The organism is Achromobacter sp. RTa (genome assembly GCF_000757485.1).
Classification (GTDB): Bacteria; Pseudomonadota; Gammaproteobacteria; order Burkholderiales; family Burkholderiaceae_B; genus Achromobacter.
Map to the genome: position 1 here is coordinate 173,212 of NZ_JPYO01000036.1, position 16,658 is coordinate 189,869.

General features: G+C 68.4%; 18 protein-coding genes. 13 read left to right on the forward strand and 5 right to left on the reverse strand.

Features of this window, described 5'->3' with window-relative positions; genetic code table 11:
• Nucleotides 1-15: 15 nt before the first annotated feature.
• Nucleotides 16-1,749, reverse strand: coding sequence for a DUF342 domain-containing protein (locus tag JL37_RS14020; RefSeq protein ID WP_043544743.1), 1,734 nt, complete (start codon nt 1,747-1,749; stop codon nt 16-18).
• 260 nt (nt 1,750-2,009) lie between these two features.
• Here JL37_RS14020 and JL37_RS14025 point away from each other — a divergent pair, with 260 nt between their 5' ends.
• Nucleotides 2,010-2,759 carry a lytic transglycosylase domain-containing protein gene (locus tag JL37_RS14025; RefSeq protein ID WP_043544744.1) on the forward strand — a complete coding sequence of 250 codons (750 nt, stop codon included), beginning with the start codon at nt 2,010-2,012 and terminating at the stop codon, nt 2,757-2,759.
• A 33-nt stretch (nt 2,760-2,792) separates the two neighbouring features.
• Here JL37_RS14025 and hemL read toward each other — a convergent pair whose 3' ends face one another.
• The 3 genes from hemL to JL37_RS14040 are packed head-to-tail and all read right to left on the reverse strand — an operon-like array spanning nt 2,793 to nt 5,547.
• A complete protein-coding gene (gene hemL, locus JL37_RS14030) occupies nt 2,793-4,070 on the reverse strand; it encodes a glutamate-1-semialdehyde 2,1-aminomutase (protein ID WP_043544745.1) in 1,278 nt (425 codons plus the stop codon).
• Nucleotides 4,071-4,075: 5 nt separating this feature from the next.
• Nucleotides 4,076-4,741: a thiamine phosphate synthase gene (thiE, locus tag JL37_RS14035; protein ID WP_043544746.1), complete on the reverse strand. Its 666-nt coding sequence runs from the start codon at nt 4,739-4,741 to the stop codon at nt 4,076-4,078.
• Nucleotides 4,738-5,547 carry a bifunctional hydroxymethylpyrimidine kinase/phosphomethylpyrimidine kinase gene (locus JL37_RS14040; RefSeq protein WP_156124308.1) on the reverse strand — a complete coding sequence of 270 codons (810 nt, stop codon included), beginning with the start codon at nt 5,545-5,547 and terminating at the stop codon, nt 4,738-4,740. The genes thiE and JL37_RS14040 overlap by 4 nt, the downstream gene beginning before the upstream one ends.
• Before the next feature lie 155 nt (nt 5,548-5,702).
• Between JL37_RS14040 and JL37_RS14045 the strand changes: the two genes are divergently transcribed.
• The 6 genes from JL37_RS14045 (at nt 5,703) to JL37_RS14070 (ending at nt 9,962) form a co-directional block, all read left to right on the forward strand.
• Nucleotides 5,703-5,867: a rubredoxin gene (locus JL37_RS14045; RefSeq protein ID WP_003814980.1), complete on the forward strand. Its 165-nt coding sequence runs from the start codon at nt 5,703-5,705 to the stop codon at nt 5,865-5,867.
• A gap of 151 nt (nt 5,868-6,018) precedes the next feature.
• Nucleotides 6,019-6,606 carry a YqgE/AlgH family protein gene (locus JL37_RS14050; protein ID WP_043544748.1) on the forward strand — a complete coding sequence of 196 codons (588 nt, stop codon included), beginning with the start codon at nt 6,019-6,021 and terminating at the stop codon, nt 6,604-6,606.
• Nucleotides 6,599-7,000, forward strand: coding sequence for a Holliday junction resolvase RuvX (gene ruvX, locus JL37_RS14055; RefSeq protein ID WP_043544749.1), 402 nt, complete (start codon nt 6,599-6,601; stop codon nt 6,998-7,000). The genes JL37_RS14050 and ruvX overlap by 8 nt, the downstream gene beginning before the upstream one ends.
• A 21-nt stretch (nt 7,001-7,021) precedes the next feature.
• On the forward strand, nt 7,022-7,939 hold the full coding sequence (locus JL37_RS14060; protein ID WP_043544750.1) for an aspartate carbamoyltransferase: 918 nt from the start codon (nt 7,022-7,024) through the stop codon (nt 7,937-7,939).
• A complete protein-coding gene (locus JL37_RS14065) occupies nt 7,936-9,225 on the forward strand; it encodes a dihydroorotase (RefSeq protein WP_043544751.1) in 1,290 nt (429 codons plus the stop codon). The genes JL37_RS14060 and JL37_RS14065 overlap by 4 nt, the downstream gene beginning before the upstream one ends.
• Nucleotides 9,222-9,962 (forward strand): 1-acyl-sn-glycerol-3-phosphate acyltransferase, encoded by a 741-nt coding sequence (locus tag JL37_RS14070; RefSeq protein ID WP_043544753.1) that lies wholly within the window; start codon nt 9,222-9,224, stop codon nt 9,960-9,962. The genes JL37_RS14065 and JL37_RS14070 overlap by 4 nt, the downstream gene beginning before the upstream one ends.
• Nucleotides 9,963-10,399: 437 nt before the next feature.
• On the opposite strand, the gene JL37_RS14075 is transcribed toward JL37_RS14070, so the two are convergent.
• Nucleotides 10,400-11,293: a LysR family transcriptional regulator gene (locus JL37_RS14075; protein ID WP_043544754.1), complete on the reverse strand. Its 894-nt coding sequence runs from the start codon at nt 11,291-11,293 to the stop codon at nt 10,400-10,402.
• 173 nt (nt 11,294-11,466) lie between these two features.
• Here JL37_RS14075 and JL37_RS14080 point away from each other — a divergent pair, with 173 nt between their 5' ends.
• The 6 genes from JL37_RS14080 to JL37_RS14105 all read left to right on the forward strand — a co-directional run bounded on the left by JL37_RS14080 (nt 11,467) and on the right by JL37_RS14105 (nt 16,417).
• Nucleotides 11,467-12,141, forward strand: coding sequence for an RraA family protein (locus JL37_RS14080; protein ID WP_043544982.1), 675 nt, complete (start codon nt 11,467-11,469; stop codon nt 12,139-12,141).
• Nucleotides 12,138-13,355, forward strand: a complete 1,218-nt coding sequence (locus tag JL37_RS14085) for an aminotransferase class I/II-fold pyridoxal phosphate-dependent enzyme (protein ID WP_043544755.1) — start codon at nt 12,138-12,140, stop codon at nt 13,353-13,355. The genes JL37_RS14080 and JL37_RS14085 overlap by 4 nt, the downstream gene beginning before the upstream one ends.
• A 64-nt stretch (nt 13,356-13,419) precedes the next feature.
• Entirely contained in the window at nt 13,420-14,247 is an 828-nt protein-coding gene (locus tag JL37_RS14090; RefSeq protein WP_043544756.1) for an ABC transporter substrate-binding protein, read from the forward strand.
• A 28-nt stretch (nt 14,248-14,275) separates the two neighbouring features.
• On the forward strand, nt 14,276-14,977 hold the full coding sequence (locus tag JL37_RS14095) for an amino acid ABC transporter permease (RefSeq protein WP_043544757.1): 702 nt from the start codon (nt 14,276-14,278) through the stop codon (nt 14,975-14,977).
• A gap of 1 nt (nt 14,978) precedes the next feature.
• Nucleotides 14,979-15,695 carry an amino acid ABC transporter permease gene (locus JL37_RS14100; protein ID WP_043544758.1) on the forward strand — a complete coding sequence of 239 codons (717 nt, stop codon included), beginning with the start codon at nt 14,979-14,981 and terminating at the stop codon, nt 15,693-15,695.
• Nucleotides 15,692-16,417, forward strand: a complete 726-nt coding sequence (locus tag JL37_RS14105; protein ID WP_043544760.1) for an amino acid ABC transporter ATP-binding protein — start codon at nt 15,692-15,694, stop codon at nt 16,415-16,417. The genes JL37_RS14100 and JL37_RS14105 overlap by 4 nt, the downstream gene beginning before the upstream one ends.
• Nucleotides 16,418-16,658: the final 241 nt, after the last annotated feature.

Sequence of the window (16,658 nt, forward strand, 5' to 3'; positions counted from 1 at the left end):
CCCCGGGGGGCGGCGTCAGCGGATGACGATCTGCCCTTCTTCCAGCTTGGCCTTGCCGCCGATCTGGTCTTCCAGGAATTCCTGCATTTTGTTGCCCAGCTGAATCGTGACGCCGCTGCAAAAGCGCTTGGCGGCCGCGATGGTGGCGGTTTGCAAGGGCTGGAGCTCGCGGGCCAATTGGGCTTCCTCCGCGTCCAGTTCCAGCATTTCGTGGCTGAGCTTGGCGTGGGTGTTGCGCGCGCGCTCCGCCACGTCGCCGGGCGCGCGCTGGGGATTGGCCTGCAGGAAGGTCAGCAGCTTTTCCAGCTTGGCCTTTTCTTCGTTCATCTGCTGTCGCTTGCGCGCCAGCGCCGAACGCTTGATGTCGGCATGCGGATCCAGCCCGGCCTGCACCAAGGTCGGGATACCGGAGGCGGCGCCGATGGTGCCGGCGCGCACGCCTTGCAGGGCGCGCACCTGCCCGCCCGCGATGGCGCTTTGCTGCGTATTGGGCGGACCGACGTTGATGCTGCCGCCGGCGGCGATATTGCTTTGGCGGATTTCACGCTCAACGTCCACGTCCTTGCCGGCGCTGACGATCGCGTTGGCGATGAACCTGGCGCGCAGCGCGCCGCCACAGACGATGCGGGCCGTGCGCGCGGCGGCGGCGGCGTCCTGCAGGGCTTCGGCCGTGCCGATGATGCCGCCCTTCACCGTGACGTTGCCTCCGGCCTCCACCAGCGCTGCTTCCATCGTGCCGTTGACGACGACGTCGCCGGTCACGCGTACCTCCATGGTGGCGCTGATGTCGCCGCGCACCTGCAGCGAGCCTTCGAAATTGATGTTGCCGGTGGTCAGGTTGACGGCGTCCACCTCCACCATGGGGTTCACCTGCACTCCATGGCTGACCAGGGTGGGCGTGCCGGCGATGGCCGCGCGCAGCAATAGCGGGTCTTCCGGATCGATCTCGACCCCCGCCAGGTCCTTGGCGAACGGCGTATCGGGCATTTCCTCCGGCAGGACGGGCTTGCCCATCACGTCGGTGCCGTCCACGCCAGGCAGCGGCGGCGACCGCCGCATCAGCGGCGTGCCGGGAGACACCAGGAGCAGGTTGCCCAAGTCGCGGTAGTCCACCTGGGCCAGCTCATCGATGTCTTCACCTCGGGGCTTCAAGCGGTCCAGCAGGCTTTCGAAGCGCGTCGGGGTGCCGCGGGTGGGCGGCGTGCCCCGGGCGATCAGCACCGTTTCCCGCGCACCGCGTTCGACGGCCTCGGCCAACTCGTGTTCCAGCACGCCATGGACGATGCCCTGGTCGGCCAGCGTCTGGCACACGGCTTCCAGTGCGACGGGGGCGCCGCCCTTGGGAGGGTACAGCGTCAGCAGCACCGACATGCGGGCCGGGTCCAGTTCCAGGTCGAAGCTGCCGTCGACGACGATGCCGACCGGCCCTTCGACGGATTCCTCGGCATTGCGGCATTGCCCGATGAAGGCCAGCACCGCCTGGCTGTCCAGCGCCTCGGCTGCCCAGCCCTGGGCCACGGCGGCAGCGGCCAGCGTGTCCCAGGTGGGCGGGTCGAGGTTGAAGGGGCGAGCTTCGACGGCGGGGTCGGCGAGCGCGATGTCGGCGCCATCGCTTCCGGCCGACGGGCCAGGGGATAGTGCGTCTGCCGGCCCCTCGGCCGATTCGGGGCGAGGCGGCGGCGTGTAGCGCGCCGTCAGGACCCGGGTGGTGGCGTCCAGCGTCAGCTGAAGCGTATTCGTTGCGTCCATCTCGGCCTCTCCCGCTTGGCACTGGCGGCCAAGTTAATTCATTTGGTAATGATGCGAAATATTAGGACATATTCTAGCGCAAGCTTCCGGAGCTACTGGAAAGTAGGTATCAAGGCCGGCCGCAAGCCCTAGTTATGTCCCTGTTTTTTCCTGAGGGAGGCGACGCAGGATTAGGGCGTTGGTACGAGCGACAAATCGGCGCAGGCGCAGCAGCATAGGAACTCGCCAACGCGTCCCTGGACGCCGCCGGAGCACCGCCCATGCATCGCCAAGCCCAACCCATTTTCCCGGCCCTGCGCGCCTTTCTGGCGCGCGCCGGGGGCATGGCGGCGCTGGCGGCCATCCTGGCGGGCGCTCTGGCGCTGGCGCCGGCCCGGCCGGCCCAGGCGGCCGATATCTACCGCTACAAGGATCCCTTCGGCGTCTGGCGGGCCATGAAGGTGCCCACGGGCCACGCCAAGTACTACAAGCGGGCGCAGGCCCGCGCCGCGTGGCGTAGCGGCGTGAAGGTATGCATGGCCTGCGAGCCCAAGTCCGGCGACGGTGCGCGCCTGGCCACGCTGGAGCCGGCGTCGCGCGCCTTGCAATGGGGAGACGCCAAGGTGCCTACCGCGCATGATGGGCTGATCGCCCGAGCCGCCCAGGATTCAGGCGTGGACCAGGCCCTGCTGACTGCGGTCATCGCCATCGAATCGGGATTCCGCAGCGATGCGCGCTCGCCCAAGGGCGCGCTGGGCCTGATGCAGCTGATGCCGGCGACGGCGGCGTCGCTGCTGGCCGTGGACGACATCGAGACCGCGCTGGTGGATCCCGCCACGAATGTGAAGGCGGGGTCGCGCCACCTGCGCAGGCTGATCGACCAGTATCCCGGCCGGCTGGACCTGGCGCTGGCGGCCTACAACGCGGGCGAAGGCGCGGTGCGCAAGTACGATGCCGTGCCGCCCTACGCCGAAACCCAGGCCTACGTCAGGGACGTCACGGCCCTGTACGAGCGCTACAAGACCCCATGAGGGGGGCGGCCGAGGGCCGGCTCCCCGCGGGATTTACATCGACGCGAAGACCTTTTCCGCGATGTCCAGGGTGGACTTGATCACGGCGTCGTCGTGCGTGGCCGAGACGAAGCCGGCCTCGAACGCCGAAGGCGCGAAGTGCACGCCATGGTCCAGCATGGCGTGGAAGAAACGGTTGAATGCGGCGGTGTCGCAGGCCGAGACCTCGGCGAACGAGGAGGGCACCTTGTCGCTGAAATAGATGCCGAACATGCCGCCCACCGAATCGGCGGAAAAGGCCAGGCCGGCGGCGCGCGCGCGTTCCTGCAGGCCCTGGGCCAGCTTGGCGGTCTGGGCCGACAGCTTCTCGTAGAAGCCGGGCGCGGCGATCAGGCGCAGCGTGGCCAGGCCCGCGGCGACGGCCACGGGGTTGCCCGACAGGGTGCCGGCCTGGTAGACGCCGCCCAGCGGAGCGATGTGCTTCATGATTTCGGCGCTGCCGCCGAACGCGCCTACCGGCATGCCGCCGCCGATCACCTTGGCCAGCGTGGTGAGGTCGGGCTTGACGCCCGTCAGGCCCTGTACGCCTTGCGGGCCCACGCGGAAGCCGGTCATGACTTCGTCGAAGATCAGCAGCGCGCCATGCTGCGTGCAGACCTCGCGCAGGCCTTCCAGGAAGCCCGGCGCGGGCTTGATCAGGTTCATGTTGCCGGCGACCGGCTCCACGATGATGCAGGCGATGTCGGCGCCATGGCGGGCGAAAGCCTCGCGCACCGCGTCCAGGTTGTTGTATTCCAGGGTCAGCGTGTGCGACACGAATTCCGGCGGCACGCCGGCCGAGCTGGGATTGCCGAAGGTCAGCAGGCCCGAACCGGCCTTGACCAGCAGGCTGTCCGAATGGCCGTGGTAGCAGCCTTCGAACTTCACGATCTTGGCGCGGCCGGTGGCGCCGCGCGCCAGGCGGATGGCCGTCATGGTGGCTTCAGTGCCCGAACTGACCAGGCGGACCTGTTCCAGCGAGGGCAGGCGCGAGATCAGGACTTCGGCCAGTTCGATCTCCGCTTCGGTGGGGGCGCCGAACGACAGGCCGTTAACCGCGGCTTCCTGCACCGCGCGCACGACGTCGGGGTGCGAGTGGCCCAGGATGGCGGGGCCCCACGAGCCCACGTAGTCGATGTACTGCTTGTCTTCCGCGTCCCATACGTACGGGCCTTGCGCGCGCTTGATGAAACGCGGGGTGCCGCCCACGGAGCGGAAGGCGCGCACGGGCGAGTTGACGCCGCCGGGGATGCTGCGGCAGGCGCGTTCGAAAAGCTGGGCGTTACTGGACATGGCGTTCAAGGCTTGCGGTTGGGGTTGGCGGAATAGGGCGCGGCGCAGGCCGCCGCGGCGGCGCGGATGCTGGGCGCTTCGAAGAGTCCGGTGATGACGGCGATGGCGTCGGCGCCGGCCTGCGCCACCAGCGGCGCGTTGTCGGGCGTGATGCCGCCGATGGCGACGACCGCGGGGCGCGGGGCGCCGCGTTCGTCCGTCAGGCGGCGGGCCTCGGCCAGGACCGAGAGCGGCGCGCGCACGGTGTCGGGCTTGACCGTGGAGGCGAACATGGCGCCGAAGGCGATGTAGTCGGCGCCGGCGTCCAGCAGTTCCCGAGCGCGGACGAGGTCGTCGTAGCTGGAGCCGCCCAGGATCAGGTCGGGGCCGGCCTCGGCGCGGATGCGCGCCAGGCTATCGTCGTCGCGGCCCACGTGCGCGCCGTCGGCGCCCACGTCCAGCGCCAGGCGCCAGTCGTCATTGATCAGGAAGACCACGCCCAGTTCGCGGCACAGCGGCGCCAGCGCGCGCGCCTGTTCGGCGCGCACCGAGTCGGGCACGTTCTTGCGGCGCAGCTGCAGCGAGCGCATGCCGCCTTCGGCGGCCTTGCGGACAGCCTGCAGCAGGCGGTCGGTATCGTCCCATTCGGGGGTGACGCCGTACAGGCCGGCGGGGAAACGCAGCGCTTTCATTGCGGATGGATCCGGTTGGGAATGCGCCGGCCCATGCCCGGCAGGAAACTGGCGGCGATGGATGCGTCGGCGTGGGCCAGACCCTGGCGCACGGCTTCGGGCATGTCCAGCCCGCGTGCCAGCATGGCGGCAATGGCGGTGGCGGCCACGCCGCCGGCGTCGCCGTTGCGGTCGGGCGGGGCCTGCCACGGCAGGGTGCTGGTCTGGCCATTGGGCCCCAGCAGCATGTTGGCATAGTGGCCGGGACGCTGGGGGCTGCCCAGGACCAGTACCCATTCAGCGCCCGCCGCCACCAGGGCGTGCATGGGCGAGGGTGCGTCCCCGATATCGATATCGCCGTCGGCGTGCCACTGCGCCAGGCGCAGGTGCTCGATGACCAGCAGGTCGGTCTGGGGCAGCACCAATTCCAGGGTCGCCGCCAGCAGGTCGTCGGCCTCGTCCTCGTCGGCGGCGTCGGCCGGGGGCTGGGCGCGCTGGCCCAGGTGCAGGACGAGCGGCACCTGGCTGTAGTCGGCGGCGATCTGCGCGGCCACGCTGGCCGTTTCCGCAGTGTATAGTCCGCCCACCTTGATGGCCTGCACCGACATGTCTTCGAGCAGGCAGCGCGCCTGATCGTCCAGGAGGTCGGGCGAGACGGGGTGGATTTCTTCGATGCCGGCGGTATCCCGCACGGTCAGCGCGGTTACGGCCGCCAGGCCGTGGCAGCCCAGGCGGGCGCAGGTGACGGCGTCTGCCGGCAAACCGTCGGAGCCCGAGGGATCGAGCGGACCGAAGACCAAAACGAGAGGGGGAGTAACGGGGGCCACTTGGACAGCGCTTGAGTAAGGGTACCCGGACTCATTTGCTGCGAATCAGGGGAACCCCTATTGGGTTTCGGTAAGATTGTCCCCATTCTAATGGAAGCCCTTCACCTTTGCCCTGCCGCCGGGGCGAGGGCCAGGATTTGATGTAAGAGAGAACTATGCGTACATGGATGTGTTTGATTTGCGGCTGGGTCTACGATGAAGAGGCCGGCCTGCCCGACGAGGGCATTGCCCCCGGCACGCGCTGGGAAGACGTGCCGCCGAATTGGGTCTGTCCCGAATGCGGCGCGCGCAAAGAGGACTTCGAATTGATGGAAATCTGACACGGCGCAGCCGACATATTCCGCCAAGGCTCGTAAGATGGGATCAAGCCCCATCCCTCGCAATCGTAGGACGGCCTGCCGCAAGGCATGAGGGACCGCGTCCGCGCGGCCCGTCCCACGGTTCTCTCAGACTACCCACGAAGGGGTTGCCATGACGGAAACTCACCAAGACGAATCCACGACGCAGGCGGCCAATTTCGCCAACCAGTTCCTGATCGCCATGCCGGGCATGGTGGAGGGCAGCCTGGCGGGCTCGGTCATCTATGTCTGCGAACACACCGAGCGTGGCGCGCTGGGCCTGGTCATCAACCGCCCCACCGATCTGACGCTGGGCACCTTGTTCGAGCGCATCGACCTGACGCTCGAGATCGGCCCCGTGAAGGACACCCTGGTTTTCTTCGGCGGCCCGGTGCAGACCGACCGCGGCTTCGTGCTGCATGCGCCCGCAGGCGACTACAGTTCCAGCATCAAGCTGGGCGGCATGGCGCTGACCACGTCGCGCGATGTGCTGCAGGCCGTTGCCGAGGGCAACGGGCCGGCCCGCATGCTGGTTACGCTCGGCTATGCGGGGTGGGGCGCGGGCCAGCTCGAAAGCGAGATGGCCCAGAACGCCTGGCTCAGCGTGGGCGCCGACGACAGCATCATTTTCGACGTGCCGCCCGAAGACCGCTATCCCGCCGCGCTCAAGCTGCTGGGCATCGATCCGGTCATGCTGGCGGGCGACGCGGGCCATGCCTGAGGAAACCCTGCTTGCCTTCGATTTCGGCGAGAAGAAGATCGGCATCGCCATCGGCAACACGCTGACGCGCCAGGCGCGCCCGCTCGAAATCATCTTCAGCGAAGTGCGCGAGGCGCGCTTCGGCCGCATCGCCGCCCTGCTGCAGGAATGGCAGCCCCGCCGCGTCGTGGTGGGGCTGGCCCTGGACGCCGACGGCGGCGAACAGCCCGCCACCGCGCGCTGCCGCCGTTTCGCCAACCAATTGCATGGCCGCTTCGGCGTCGCCGTCGAACTGGTGGATGAACGCGGCTCCAGCATGGAGGCGCAGCGCCTGCTCGGCACGCATGCCGCCGATGATGCGATGGCGGCGGCTGTTATCCTGCAACGATATCTGGATACCCTGCCGGCGGCCTGACGCTTGCCGCCAGGCTTGCCTATGCTCAATCCGCAACTCGATCGCCGCGGCGAACTGATACACCTGCTGACCACGGAAGGCCTGCCCCGGCGCCACGTCGAGCGGCTGCTGGACGCCGCGCGCGGCCTCGAGGGCGGCGCGGCTCCTGCCGGTACCGCTTCGGGGCTGCCGGTATTCCTTTGCCTGCCGGACGATGCGGCACGGGATCGCAGCGATTTCGCCGCCGCCGCCACGCGCCTCGGGCTACAGCCCGTTGCGTTGGACGCCCGGGCCGGCGATGCGCTGGCCGGCACCGTCGCCGGCCTGGAGCCGGGCCTGCTGGTGTTACGCCACGCGGCGAGCGGAGCGGCGCACTGCGCGGCCGCCCATGCGTCGGCGGGCCTGCGCATCGTCAACGCGGGCGACGGCAGCCATGCCGATCCCTTGCCGGCGCTGGCGCTGGTGCAGGCGATGCTGGAGGCGAAGGGGGACCTGACGAACCTGGCGGTAACGCTGGTGGGCGACGTCCGGCATTCGCGCGCGGCGCGCTCGGCGATCCACGCCATGACCACGCTGGGCGTTCCGGAAGTGCGCGCGGCGGCGCCGCGCGGCCTGCTGCCCGACAGCCTGGCGCAATTGGGCGTGCGCGCCTGCGCCTCGCTGCGGGAAGGGCTGCAGGACGCCGACGTCATCATCGTCCTGCCTCTCGATATGGAACGGATCAGCGGCGCGCTGCTGCCTTCGGCCCGCGAGTATGCGCATTCCTATGGTTTGACGCCGGGCGCGCTGGCCGGCGCCCGGCCCGACGCGCTGCTGCTGCCCGCAGGCGAGCTGGAACCCGGCATCGAGCTCGACGGCGATGTCGCGGCTAGCCTGGCGCCCGTGCAGGCGCGGCTGGCGGGGCTCGAACAGCGTGTGCGCGAGGCTGCCCTGGGGCTGCTTGCAGGAGATGCGTCATGAGGCTGCATATCGCGAATGGCAGGCTGATCGATCCCGCGAACGGCGTGGACGGACCGCACGATCTCTTTATCGCCGAAGGCCGCGTTGCGGCGGTGGGCCGGAGGCCCGACGGTTTCGAGGCCGACCGCCGGTTCGACGCGGCAGGGCTGGCGGTGTTGCCGGGGCTGGTCGACCTGTCCGCGCGGGTCTCGCAACCCGGCGCGGCGGCCTTCGCTCCTTCCGAGTTGCGCGCGGCCCTGGCGGGCGGCGTGACCTGCCTGGTGCTGCCTCCCGACCCGGAAGCGCCCCTGGACGAGCCGGGCAAGGCGGACGCGTTGATGCGCCAGGCTCATCCGGGGCAATGCCGTGTGCGTCCGCTGGGCGCGATGACCGTGGGCCTCGCGGGTGAAACGCTGGCCGAAATGGATTTGCTCGCCGGGGCCGGCTGCCTCGCCTGCGCGCAAGGCGACCAGGGTATTGCCGACACGCGCGTGCTGTGGGGCGCGATGCGCTACGCCAGCAGCCTGGGCCATACGTTGTGGCTGCGCCCGCAAGACCCCTGGCTTGCGCGCGGCGCGGTGGCCGCCGGCGGCGCCTATGCCGAACGCCTGGGCCTGCAAGGATTGCCGCCGCAGGCGGAGACGGTGGCCTTGCAGACGGTCTTCGAATTGCAGCGCGCCACCGGCGCCCGGGTGCACCTGACGCGGCTGTCCACGGCGGCCGGGCTGGAACTGCTGCGCGCGGCCAGGCGCGAAGGCCTGCCGCTGACCGCGGACGTGTCCGTCAACAGCCTGCACCTGACCGATGTCGATATCGGCTTCTTCGACACGAATTTCCACCTGAATCCGCCGCTGCGCGGCCAGCGCGACCGCGATGCGATCCAGGCGGCGCTGGCCGATGGCACGGTCGACGCCCTGTGTTCGGATCATGCGCCGGTCGAGGGGCGCGCGAAAGCCGTGCCGTTCCCCCTGTCCGCGCCTGGAGCCACGGGCCTGGAACTGCTGCTGTCCCTGGCTTTGAAGTGGGCGCGCGACAGCCGCCGGCCCTTGGCCGAGGCGCTGGCGCGGGTTACCTGCGGCCCCGCCTCGGTGCTGGGCAGGATTGCGCCGCTGGCGGAGTCCGGCGGCCAGTTGGGCGTGGGCGCGCCCGCGGACCTCTGCCTGGCCGACCTGGACGCCGAATGGCTGGTGACGCCGGGCGCGCTGCAAAGCCGCAGCGGCCACACCCCGTTCGCGGGTATGATGCTGCCCGGCCGTGTACGCGCCACCGTCGTGGGTGGCAGCCTGGCCTGGGAGACTCCGGTTTGAAGCTGCTGCGCTTTGTCCTTAGGCTGTTCCTTGTATTGCCCTGGATCATTTTCGGCCTGCTCTGCGTGGGCCTGGTGTATCCGCTGCTCGGGAACGGGAAGCGCGCTTGGCTGAACCGCCGCTGGTCCCGCTGCCTGATGGCCTTCTGCGGCCTGCGCGTGATCCTGAAGGGCGAACCGCGCCTGACGGGGCCGGTGCTGATGGTGGCCAATCACGTATCGTGGATCGACATCTTCGTGCTCAATTCGGCGCGCGCCACGTCCTTCGTCGCCAAGAGCGAAATCCGCAGCTGGCCGGTCATAGGCTGGCTGGTGGCAGGCGCCGGCACGCTGTTCATCGAACGCGGCCAACGCCATGCCGTGCACGCGATGGGCGAGGCCATGCAGGCCCGCTTCAAGCAGGGCGACGCCGTGGGCCTGTTCCCCGAAGGCACGACCAGCACAGGCTTCGAGCTGCTTCCCTTCCACGCCAGCCTGTTCGAACCGGCCCGCGCCGCCGCCGTGGAGATCCAGCCGGTCGCCCTGCGCTTTCTCCAGCACGGCAAGCGCAGCGGCTACGCCGCATTCGTGGGCGAGGAATCCCTGGTCGCCAACCTCTGGCGCGTGCTGGGCGTGACCGGCCTGGCCGTGGAAGTGGTCTTCCTGCCCCCGCTGCCCGCCCGCCACCCCGACGGCAGCCTGCCCACCCGCCTGGAACTCTCCCACCAGGCCCGCGACGCGATTCTGAGCGCGCTGTAGGCCGAGAGGGGCCGGACAGTGTCTGACCCGAGGAGATGTCGGAACGGCTTGGCGCAGGCCTTTCCGGGTGTCAGACACACGTATTGGCCGCCGCTTGGTGTCAGACACCCGCGAGGCACCGAGGCGCAATGGCGTGCGTCTCGTACGGGTGTCAGACACTGGTCCAGGTAGTGTCTGACACCCGAGGAAATGCTGGAACGGCTTGGCGCAGGCCTTTCCGGGTGTCAGACACACGTATTGGCCGCCGCTTGGTGTCAGACACCCGCGAGGCACCGAGGCGCAATGGCATGCGTCTCGTACGGGTGTCAGACACTGGTCCAGGCAGTGTCTGACACCCGAGGAGATGCTGGAACGGCCTGGCGCAGGCCTTCCCGGGTGTCAGACACACGTATTGGCTGCCGCTTGGCGTCAGGCACTGCCCATCCTCAGCAGAAAACTCACCTTCCACCGCCAGAAAACTCGCAACAACTCTCCGCCAGCTCCGCAACGCTCTCGCAAAACGCTACGTCCGCATCCCTGCGGAACATCGCGCAATACACCGATTGCGGCGGCGCCAGGCTGGTGCGGGCGATGACCAGCTGTTTCGCGCTGACCATGTCCGCGAAATAGTCGCGCGGCAGGCAGCTGACGCCGAAGCCGGCGGCGGTCAGCCCGGCCATCGCGATCAGGCTGTTGATGGTGAAGATATTGCTGGCCGGGGTGTGCGGCCGCAGCCAGCCGTCGTAGATCATGTTCAAGCCCGATTCCCGGCTTTGTCGCAGCAGGGGCAGGGCCGCGATGTCCGCCGGCGTGTAGACGCGGCTGGAGTCGATCATGTCGGGGCTGCCCATCCAGGCGAACTCCAGGCGCTGCAGCGGCACCGCCTGCAGGTTAGGCTCCGCGAATTCCCCGTGCAGGAACGCCATGTCCAGCTGGCCGGCCTGCAGGCGCTTGAGCAGGTCCGCGCCCAGGTCGATGTGCGGCTCCAGCGTGATGCGCGGGTAGTGCGCCCGCAGCAGCCGGATCAGCGCGGGCAGCCAGGTCATCGCGGTGATCTCCGTGATGCCGAAACGGAACGTGCCGGTGAGCGTGTGCTGGCCTTTCAGCCGGACCAGCAACCGGTCGCGGTGGCCCAGCATTTCTTCCGCCAGCGCATAGACCTCATGGCCGCGCGCGGTCAGCTCGGCGCGGTGGCCCGAACGGTCGAACAGGGCGATGTCGAAGTCCGCCTCCAGTTCCTGGATGCGCTTGGTGATGGCGGACTGCGTGGTGTGCAGCTTCTGCGCCGACGCGGAAAACGTGCCTAGCCTGACGGTCCAGTAGAGGGCTTCGATCTGTTTGAAGGTCAGCACGCGAGGCGCTCCGGAGCAGCGATATTCATTCCGAAATTTCCATTAAGGGCTAACCCTTATATTCCATAAAGCGATGAAGTTCGTGGAAATTTAATCCCTTTTACGGAATCGCAAAAGCTCGCACCATGGCGCCTGCTTCATTCAATCACCGACTCAGGATTTTGCAGATCGCCATGGCCTCTATTCATACCGGCGCCCGGATATTGCCCGCTACACCCGTCGCTTCCGCCGCGGTTCTCCAGGCGCTGGCCGGCATCGTCACGCCGCACCTCAGCGACAACCTCGCGCGCCGCGAAGGCATTTCGGGCCTGCGCCGCTACAACGGCGCGGGCAAGCTGGTCGGCACGGCCCTGACCGTCAAGACCCGCCCGGGCGACAACCTCCTCATCTACAAGGCCATGATGCAGGTGCAACCCGGCCACGTGCTCGTGGTGGACGCGGGCGGAGACCTGTCCAACGCCGTGCTGGGCGAAATCATGAAGCGCTATCTCCAGGTCCACGGTTGCGCCGGCGTGGTGGTGGACGGCGCGATCCGCGACGTGGCCGCCTTCGAGGCGGACAGTTTCCCCTGCTATGCGCGCGGCCACATCCACCGCGGCCCCTACAAGGATGGGCCCGGCGAGGTCAACGTGCCCGTGTCCATCGGCGGGCAGGTCATCAATCCGGGCGACATCGTGGTGGGCGACGAGGACGGCCTGGTCAGCTTTCCGCCTTCCGAGGCCGAAGCCCTGATCGCCGCCGCCCAGGCCCACGCCGCCAAGGAGGAACGCATCATGGCCGAGATCGCCGGCGGCGAGAAGACGCAGAGCTGGATGCAGGCCGCCTTCGCGGCCAAGGGGCTGGCATGAGCGCGGCCGCAAGCGAATTCCTGGCGGACCGGGCGCGCGCCATCAAGCCCTCGCCCAGCATGGCGGCCAAGAGCCGTGTCGACCAGCTGCGCGCCCAGGGCAGGGACATCGTCGATTTCACGGTGGGCGAGCCGGACCTGCCGACCCCCGCGCATATCGTGCAGGCGGGTATCGACGCCCTCAACAGCGGCGACATCCGCTACACCGCGTCCGCCGGCTCCAGGCCGCTGCTGGAAGCGGTGCGCGCCAAGTTCCAGCGCGAGAACGGCCTGGACTACGCGCTGGACGAGCTGATCGTCGGCGTGGGCGCCAAGCAGCTGATCTTCACCGCGCTGGCCGCCACCGTGCAGGCGGGCGACGAGGTCATCATTCCCGCGCCGTACTGGGTGTCGTACCCGGACATGGTGCTGGTCAACGACGGCACCCCCGTGGTGGTGCCTTGCCCCGAGTCCGACGGTTTCAAGCTCACGCCCGAGGCGCTGGAGCGCGCGATCACGCCGCGCAGCAAATGGCTGCTCCTGAACACGCCCAGCAACCCCACCGGCGCGATGTACGACGCCGCCGAGCTGCGGGCGCTGGGCGAGGTGCTGGCGCGGCATCCGCAGGTCTGGCTGATGACCGACGAGATCTATGAACATCTCGCCTATGGCGATACGCCGCATCTGTCGCCCGCGGCCGCGGTGCCGGCGCTTGCCGGCCGCTGCCTCACGATCAACGGCGTGTCCAAGGCCTACGCGATGACCGGCTGGCGCCTGGGCTACGCGGGCGGGCCGAAAGCCCTGATCAAGGCGATGGCCACACTGATCTCGCAGAGCACCAGCTGCGTCAGCGCGATCAGCCAGTCGGCGGCGCGCACCGCGCTTACCGCCGACCAGGCCTGCGTGCGCGAGGCGGCGGAGGTCTTCCATGCGCGCCGCGATCGCATCGTCGCGCTGTTGAACGACGTGCCCGGCATCCGCTGTCCGCAGCCCCAGGGCGCTTTCTACGTCTATCCCTCGGTGGAGGGGCTGCTGGGCAAGCGCGCGGCCGACGGACGCGTGCTGCGGACCGACCTGGATGTCGTGATGTTTCTGCTGGATGTCGCGGGTGTGGCGGTGCTGGACGGCGCGGCCTATGGCCTGTCGCCCTATCTGCGGCTGAGCTTCGCGACCTCGATGGAAAACATCGAGGAAGGCTGCCGCCGCATCCGCGAGGCATGCGGCGGATTGATTTGATTGTGGGCGGCCTGGAAGGCTGCCCAGACCGGCTGTACCCATACCTACACTCAGGGGAAATACCATGAAGACAACGATCGCTTCCTTCGTCGCCGCCGCCGGCATGGCCGCCGCGCTGGCGCCCGCCGCCCATGCCGACACGCTGGCCGACATCAAGGCGCGCGGCAAGTTCATCTGCGGAACCATGGGCACGGCCGAGCCGTTCAGTTTCCAGGATCCGAAGACCCGCGGCATCGTCGGCTACGAGGTCGACATGTGCCAGGCCGTGGCCGATAGCCTGGGAGTCCCGCTGGAGCTCAAGCTCATTGCCGTGGAGGCGCGCATCCCCGAACTGATTGCCGGCCGCGTGGACGTGGTGGCGGCCAACCTGGGCTGGAGCCCCGAGCGCGCGAAGCAGATCGACTATTCGCACCAGCATTTCGTGAGCCTGCAGAAAGTGCTGGCGCGCGATTCGGACAAGGACCTGAAGGCGCCCGCCGACCTGGCCGGCAAGCGCGTCAGCGCGGTGCGGGGCTCGTCGTCCGAGCAGGGCGCGCGCAAGAACATCCCGAACGTCGAGCCCGTAACCTTCAAGGACCCGAGCGGCGCGTTCCTGGCGCTGCAGCAGGGCAAGGTCAGCGGCTTCGTGGCCTCCGAACTCATGCTGGTCAAGCTCAAGCAGCAGGCCGCCGCCAGCGCCGTCCCGGTCAAGATCCTGGAGCCGGCGCTGTTCGTCGAACCTTGGGGCATGGGCGTGCGCAAGGGCGACACGGCGATGCTGGACCAGGTGAACAAGGTGCTCGACGGCATGGAAGCCTCGGGCCAGGCGGCCAAGACCTTCGACAAGTGGTTCGGCGCAGGCACCCAGTTCAACATGAAACGCGACTTCACCATCGAAGCCATCAAGGGTTGACGCGCCGAGCGCGCTGGAGCCTGGTTCGATGCATTACGTTTTCGACTTCGGCGCCATCTTCCAGGGGGAATACCCGGCCTGGCTGCTCAGGGGGCTCGTCACCACCCTGGCGCTGGCCGGATTCGCCTGGATCCTGGCGTTCTTCGTGGGCAGCCTGCTGGCGGTGATCCGCCTGACGGGCTCGCCCGTGGCCAACGGGGTGATCGCGACGTATGTCGCGTTCCACCGCAACGTGCCCATGCTGGTGCACATCCTCTTCTGGTATTTCGGCGTGCCGGCGCTGCTGCCTCAGGCCGCCACCGACTGGCTCAACAGCCATGGCAGCGAGTTCATCCTGTCCTGCATCGCGATCGGGCTGGTGATGTCCGCCTATGTCTGCGAAGACCTGCGCAGCGCGGTGCGCGGCATTCCCTCGGGCCAGGTCGAGGCGGCGCGCGCGCTGGGCCTGAGCTTCCTGGCCACGATGCGCAAGGTCGTGCTGCCGCAGGCTTTCCGCATCGCCATTCCGCCCTTGCTCAACCAGACCCTGCTGCTGTTGAAGAACACCAGCCTGGCCATGGCCATCGGCGTGACCGAACTCACCGCCGCCGGCCGCGAAATCGAGAACTACACGTTCCGCACCTTCGAGGCCTATGCGGTCGTGACCGTCATCTACCTGGTGCTGTCGTTCCTGATCATGGGGGGCGGCGCTCTCCTGCAACGGCGCTACCGTCCGCTGGGAGCGCGCTGACATGTGGGACATACTCAAGGACAACTGGCTGTTGCTGCTCATCGGGCAGTATCCGCAAGGCCCGGTCGGCGGCCTGGCGGCCACGCTGGGGCTGGCCGCGGTCAGCCTGGCGCTGGCGCTGCCCTGCGGCGTGCTGCTGGCGCTGGGCCGGATCAGTCCCTACCGGGTCTTCTACTGGCCGGCGTCGGCCGTGGTGTACCTGGTGCGCGGGTTGCCGCTGCTGATGTTCATCTTCTGGGCGTACTTCTTCGTGCCGCTCATCATCGGCCGGCCGGTGGCCGGCACCACGACGATGGTGGTGGCGCTGGTCTGCTACGAAAGCGCCTACCTGGCGGAGATCATCCGCGCCGGCATCCAGGCGCTGCCGCCCGGGCAGCAGGAAGCCAGCCGCGCGCTGGGCCTGTCGTACATGCAGACCATGCGCCGCGTAATCCTGCCGCAGGCGCTCTACAACATGCTGCCCAGCATGCTGAGCCAGTTCGTCTCCACCGTGAAGGAGACGTCGCTGGCCTACGTCATCAGCGTCCAGGAACTGACCTATGCGGCCAACCAGATCAACAGCGTGCTGCTGACCAAGCCGTTCGAGGTCTTCGGGCTGCTGGCGCTGACCTATTTCATCCTGAATTTCGGGCTGAGCTCACTGGTGCACCTGACCGAACGCCGTATCGGCAGGCGCCGCGCCGGGCTCATGCCTGCTCCTCGCGCGGTGGCGACATGATCCGATTTTCCGAAGTGCAGAAGTGGTACGGGCAATACCAGGCGTTGGCCGATGTGACGGCGCAGGTGAAGCAGGGCGAGGTGGTGGTGGTATGCGGGCCGTCAGGGTCGGGCAAATCCACGCTGATCCGCACGGTCAATCGGCTGGAGCCCATCCAGAAGGGCGTGATCGAGGTGGACGGCCAGGACATCTACGGCCCCAAGGTGCACCTGGACACGCTGCGCAGCCATATCGGTTTCGTGTTTCAGCAGTTCAACCTGTTTCCGCACCTGTCGGCGCTGGAGAACCTGATGCTGGCCCCGCTGCAACTCAAGCGGGCCCGCCGCCCCGAGGCGCGCGAACGCGCCCTCCAATTGCTGGATCGCGTCGGCCTGGCCCACAAGGCCGACGCCTATCCCGCCCAGTTGTCCGGCGGCCAGCAGCAACGGGTCGCCATTGCGCGGGCGCTGGCGATGAATCCGCCGGTGATGCTGTTCGACGAGCCCACCAGCGCGCTGGACCCGGAGATGGTGGGCGAGGTGCTGCAAGTGATGAAGGGCCTGGCCAAGGACGGTATGACGATGGTTTGCGTCACGCACGAAATGGGCTTTGCGCGGGAGGTCGCGGATAGGGTCTGGTTCATGGACGCGGGGCGGATCGTCGAGACCGGGACGCCGGAAGAATTCTTCTCCCGGCCGGAGACCGCGCGCGCGCAGAAGTTCCTGGCGGAGATCCGGCATTGAAGGTGGGGGTTTTGGGGCTCTTGGGTTGAGTTCTTGGGAGCTTGCGAAGGGTTGGATCCTTGGGAGTTCGCGAAGGGTTGGGTTCTTTAGGCGCCCGTCGCGTCGGGGGCCGGGGGCGCGCGGGTCAACGATTGCGGTCCGGAGCCTGCGCTCCGGACTGCCCCCTTGTCATCCTCGTCCTCGCCTACGGCGACTCCTTCGGATTCCCTCGGGCTTATCGACTCCCCGCGCACCCCCGGCC

Excerpts from the sequence above, each read along its gene's own strand:
- JL37_RS14020 (WP_043544743.1), bottom strand. The coding sequence starts at position 1,749 with ATGGACGCAACGAATACGCTTCAGCTGACGCTGGACGCCACCACCCGG.
- JL37_RS14025 (WP_043544744.1), top strand. The coding sequence starts at position 2,010 with ATGCATCGCCAAGCCCAACCCATTTTCCCGGCCCTGCGCGCCTTTCTG.
- hemL (WP_043544745.1), bottom strand. The coding sequence starts at position 4,070 with ATGTCCAGTAACGCCCAGCTTTTCGAACGCGCCTGCCGCAGCATCCCC.
- thiE (WP_043544746.1), bottom strand. The coding sequence starts at position 4,741 with ATGAAAGCGCTGCGTTTCCCCGCCGGCCTGTACGGCGTCACCCCCGAA.
- JL37_RS14045 (WP_003814980.1), top strand. The coding sequence starts at position 5,703 with ATGCGTACATGGATGTGTTTGATTTGCGGCTGGGTCTACGATGAAGAG.
- JL37_RS14050 (WP_043544748.1), top strand. The coding sequence starts at position 6,019 with ATGACGGAAACTCACCAAGACGAATCCACGACGCAGGCGGCCAATTTC.
- ruvX (WP_043544749.1), top strand. The coding sequence starts at position 6,599 with ATGCCTGAGGAAACCCTGCTTGCCTTCGATTTCGGCGAGAAGAAGATC.
- JL37_RS14060 (WP_043544750.1), top strand. The coding sequence starts at position 7,022 with ATGCTCAATCCGCAACTCGATCGCCGCGGCGAACTGATACACCTGCTG.
- JL37_RS14065 (WP_043544751.1), top strand. The coding sequence starts at position 7,936 with ATGAGGCTGCATATCGCGAATGGCAGGCTGATCGATCCCGCGAACGGC.
- JL37_RS14080 (WP_043544982.1), top strand. The coding sequence starts at position 11,467 with ATGGCCTCTATTCATACCGGCGCCCGGATATTGCCCGCTACACCCGTC.
- JL37_RS14085 (WP_043544755.1), top strand. The coding sequence starts at position 12,138 with ATGAGCGCGGCCGCAAGCGAATTCCTGGCGGACCGGGCGCGCGCCATC.
- JL37_RS14090 (WP_043544756.1), top strand. The coding sequence starts at position 13,420 with ATGAAGACAACGATCGCTTCCTTCGTCGCCGCCGCCGGCATGGCCGCC.
- JL37_RS14095 (WP_043544757.1), top strand. The coding sequence starts at position 14,276 with ATGCATTACGTTTTCGACTTCGGCGCCATCTTCCAGGGGGAATACCCG.
- JL37_RS14100 (WP_043544758.1), top strand. The coding sequence starts at position 14,979 with ATGTGGGACATACTCAAGGACAACTGGCTGTTGCTGCTCATCGGGCAG.
- JL37_RS14105 (WP_043544760.1), top strand. The coding sequence starts at position 15,692 with ATGATCCGATTTTCCGAAGTGCAGAAGTGGTACGGGCAATACCAGGCG.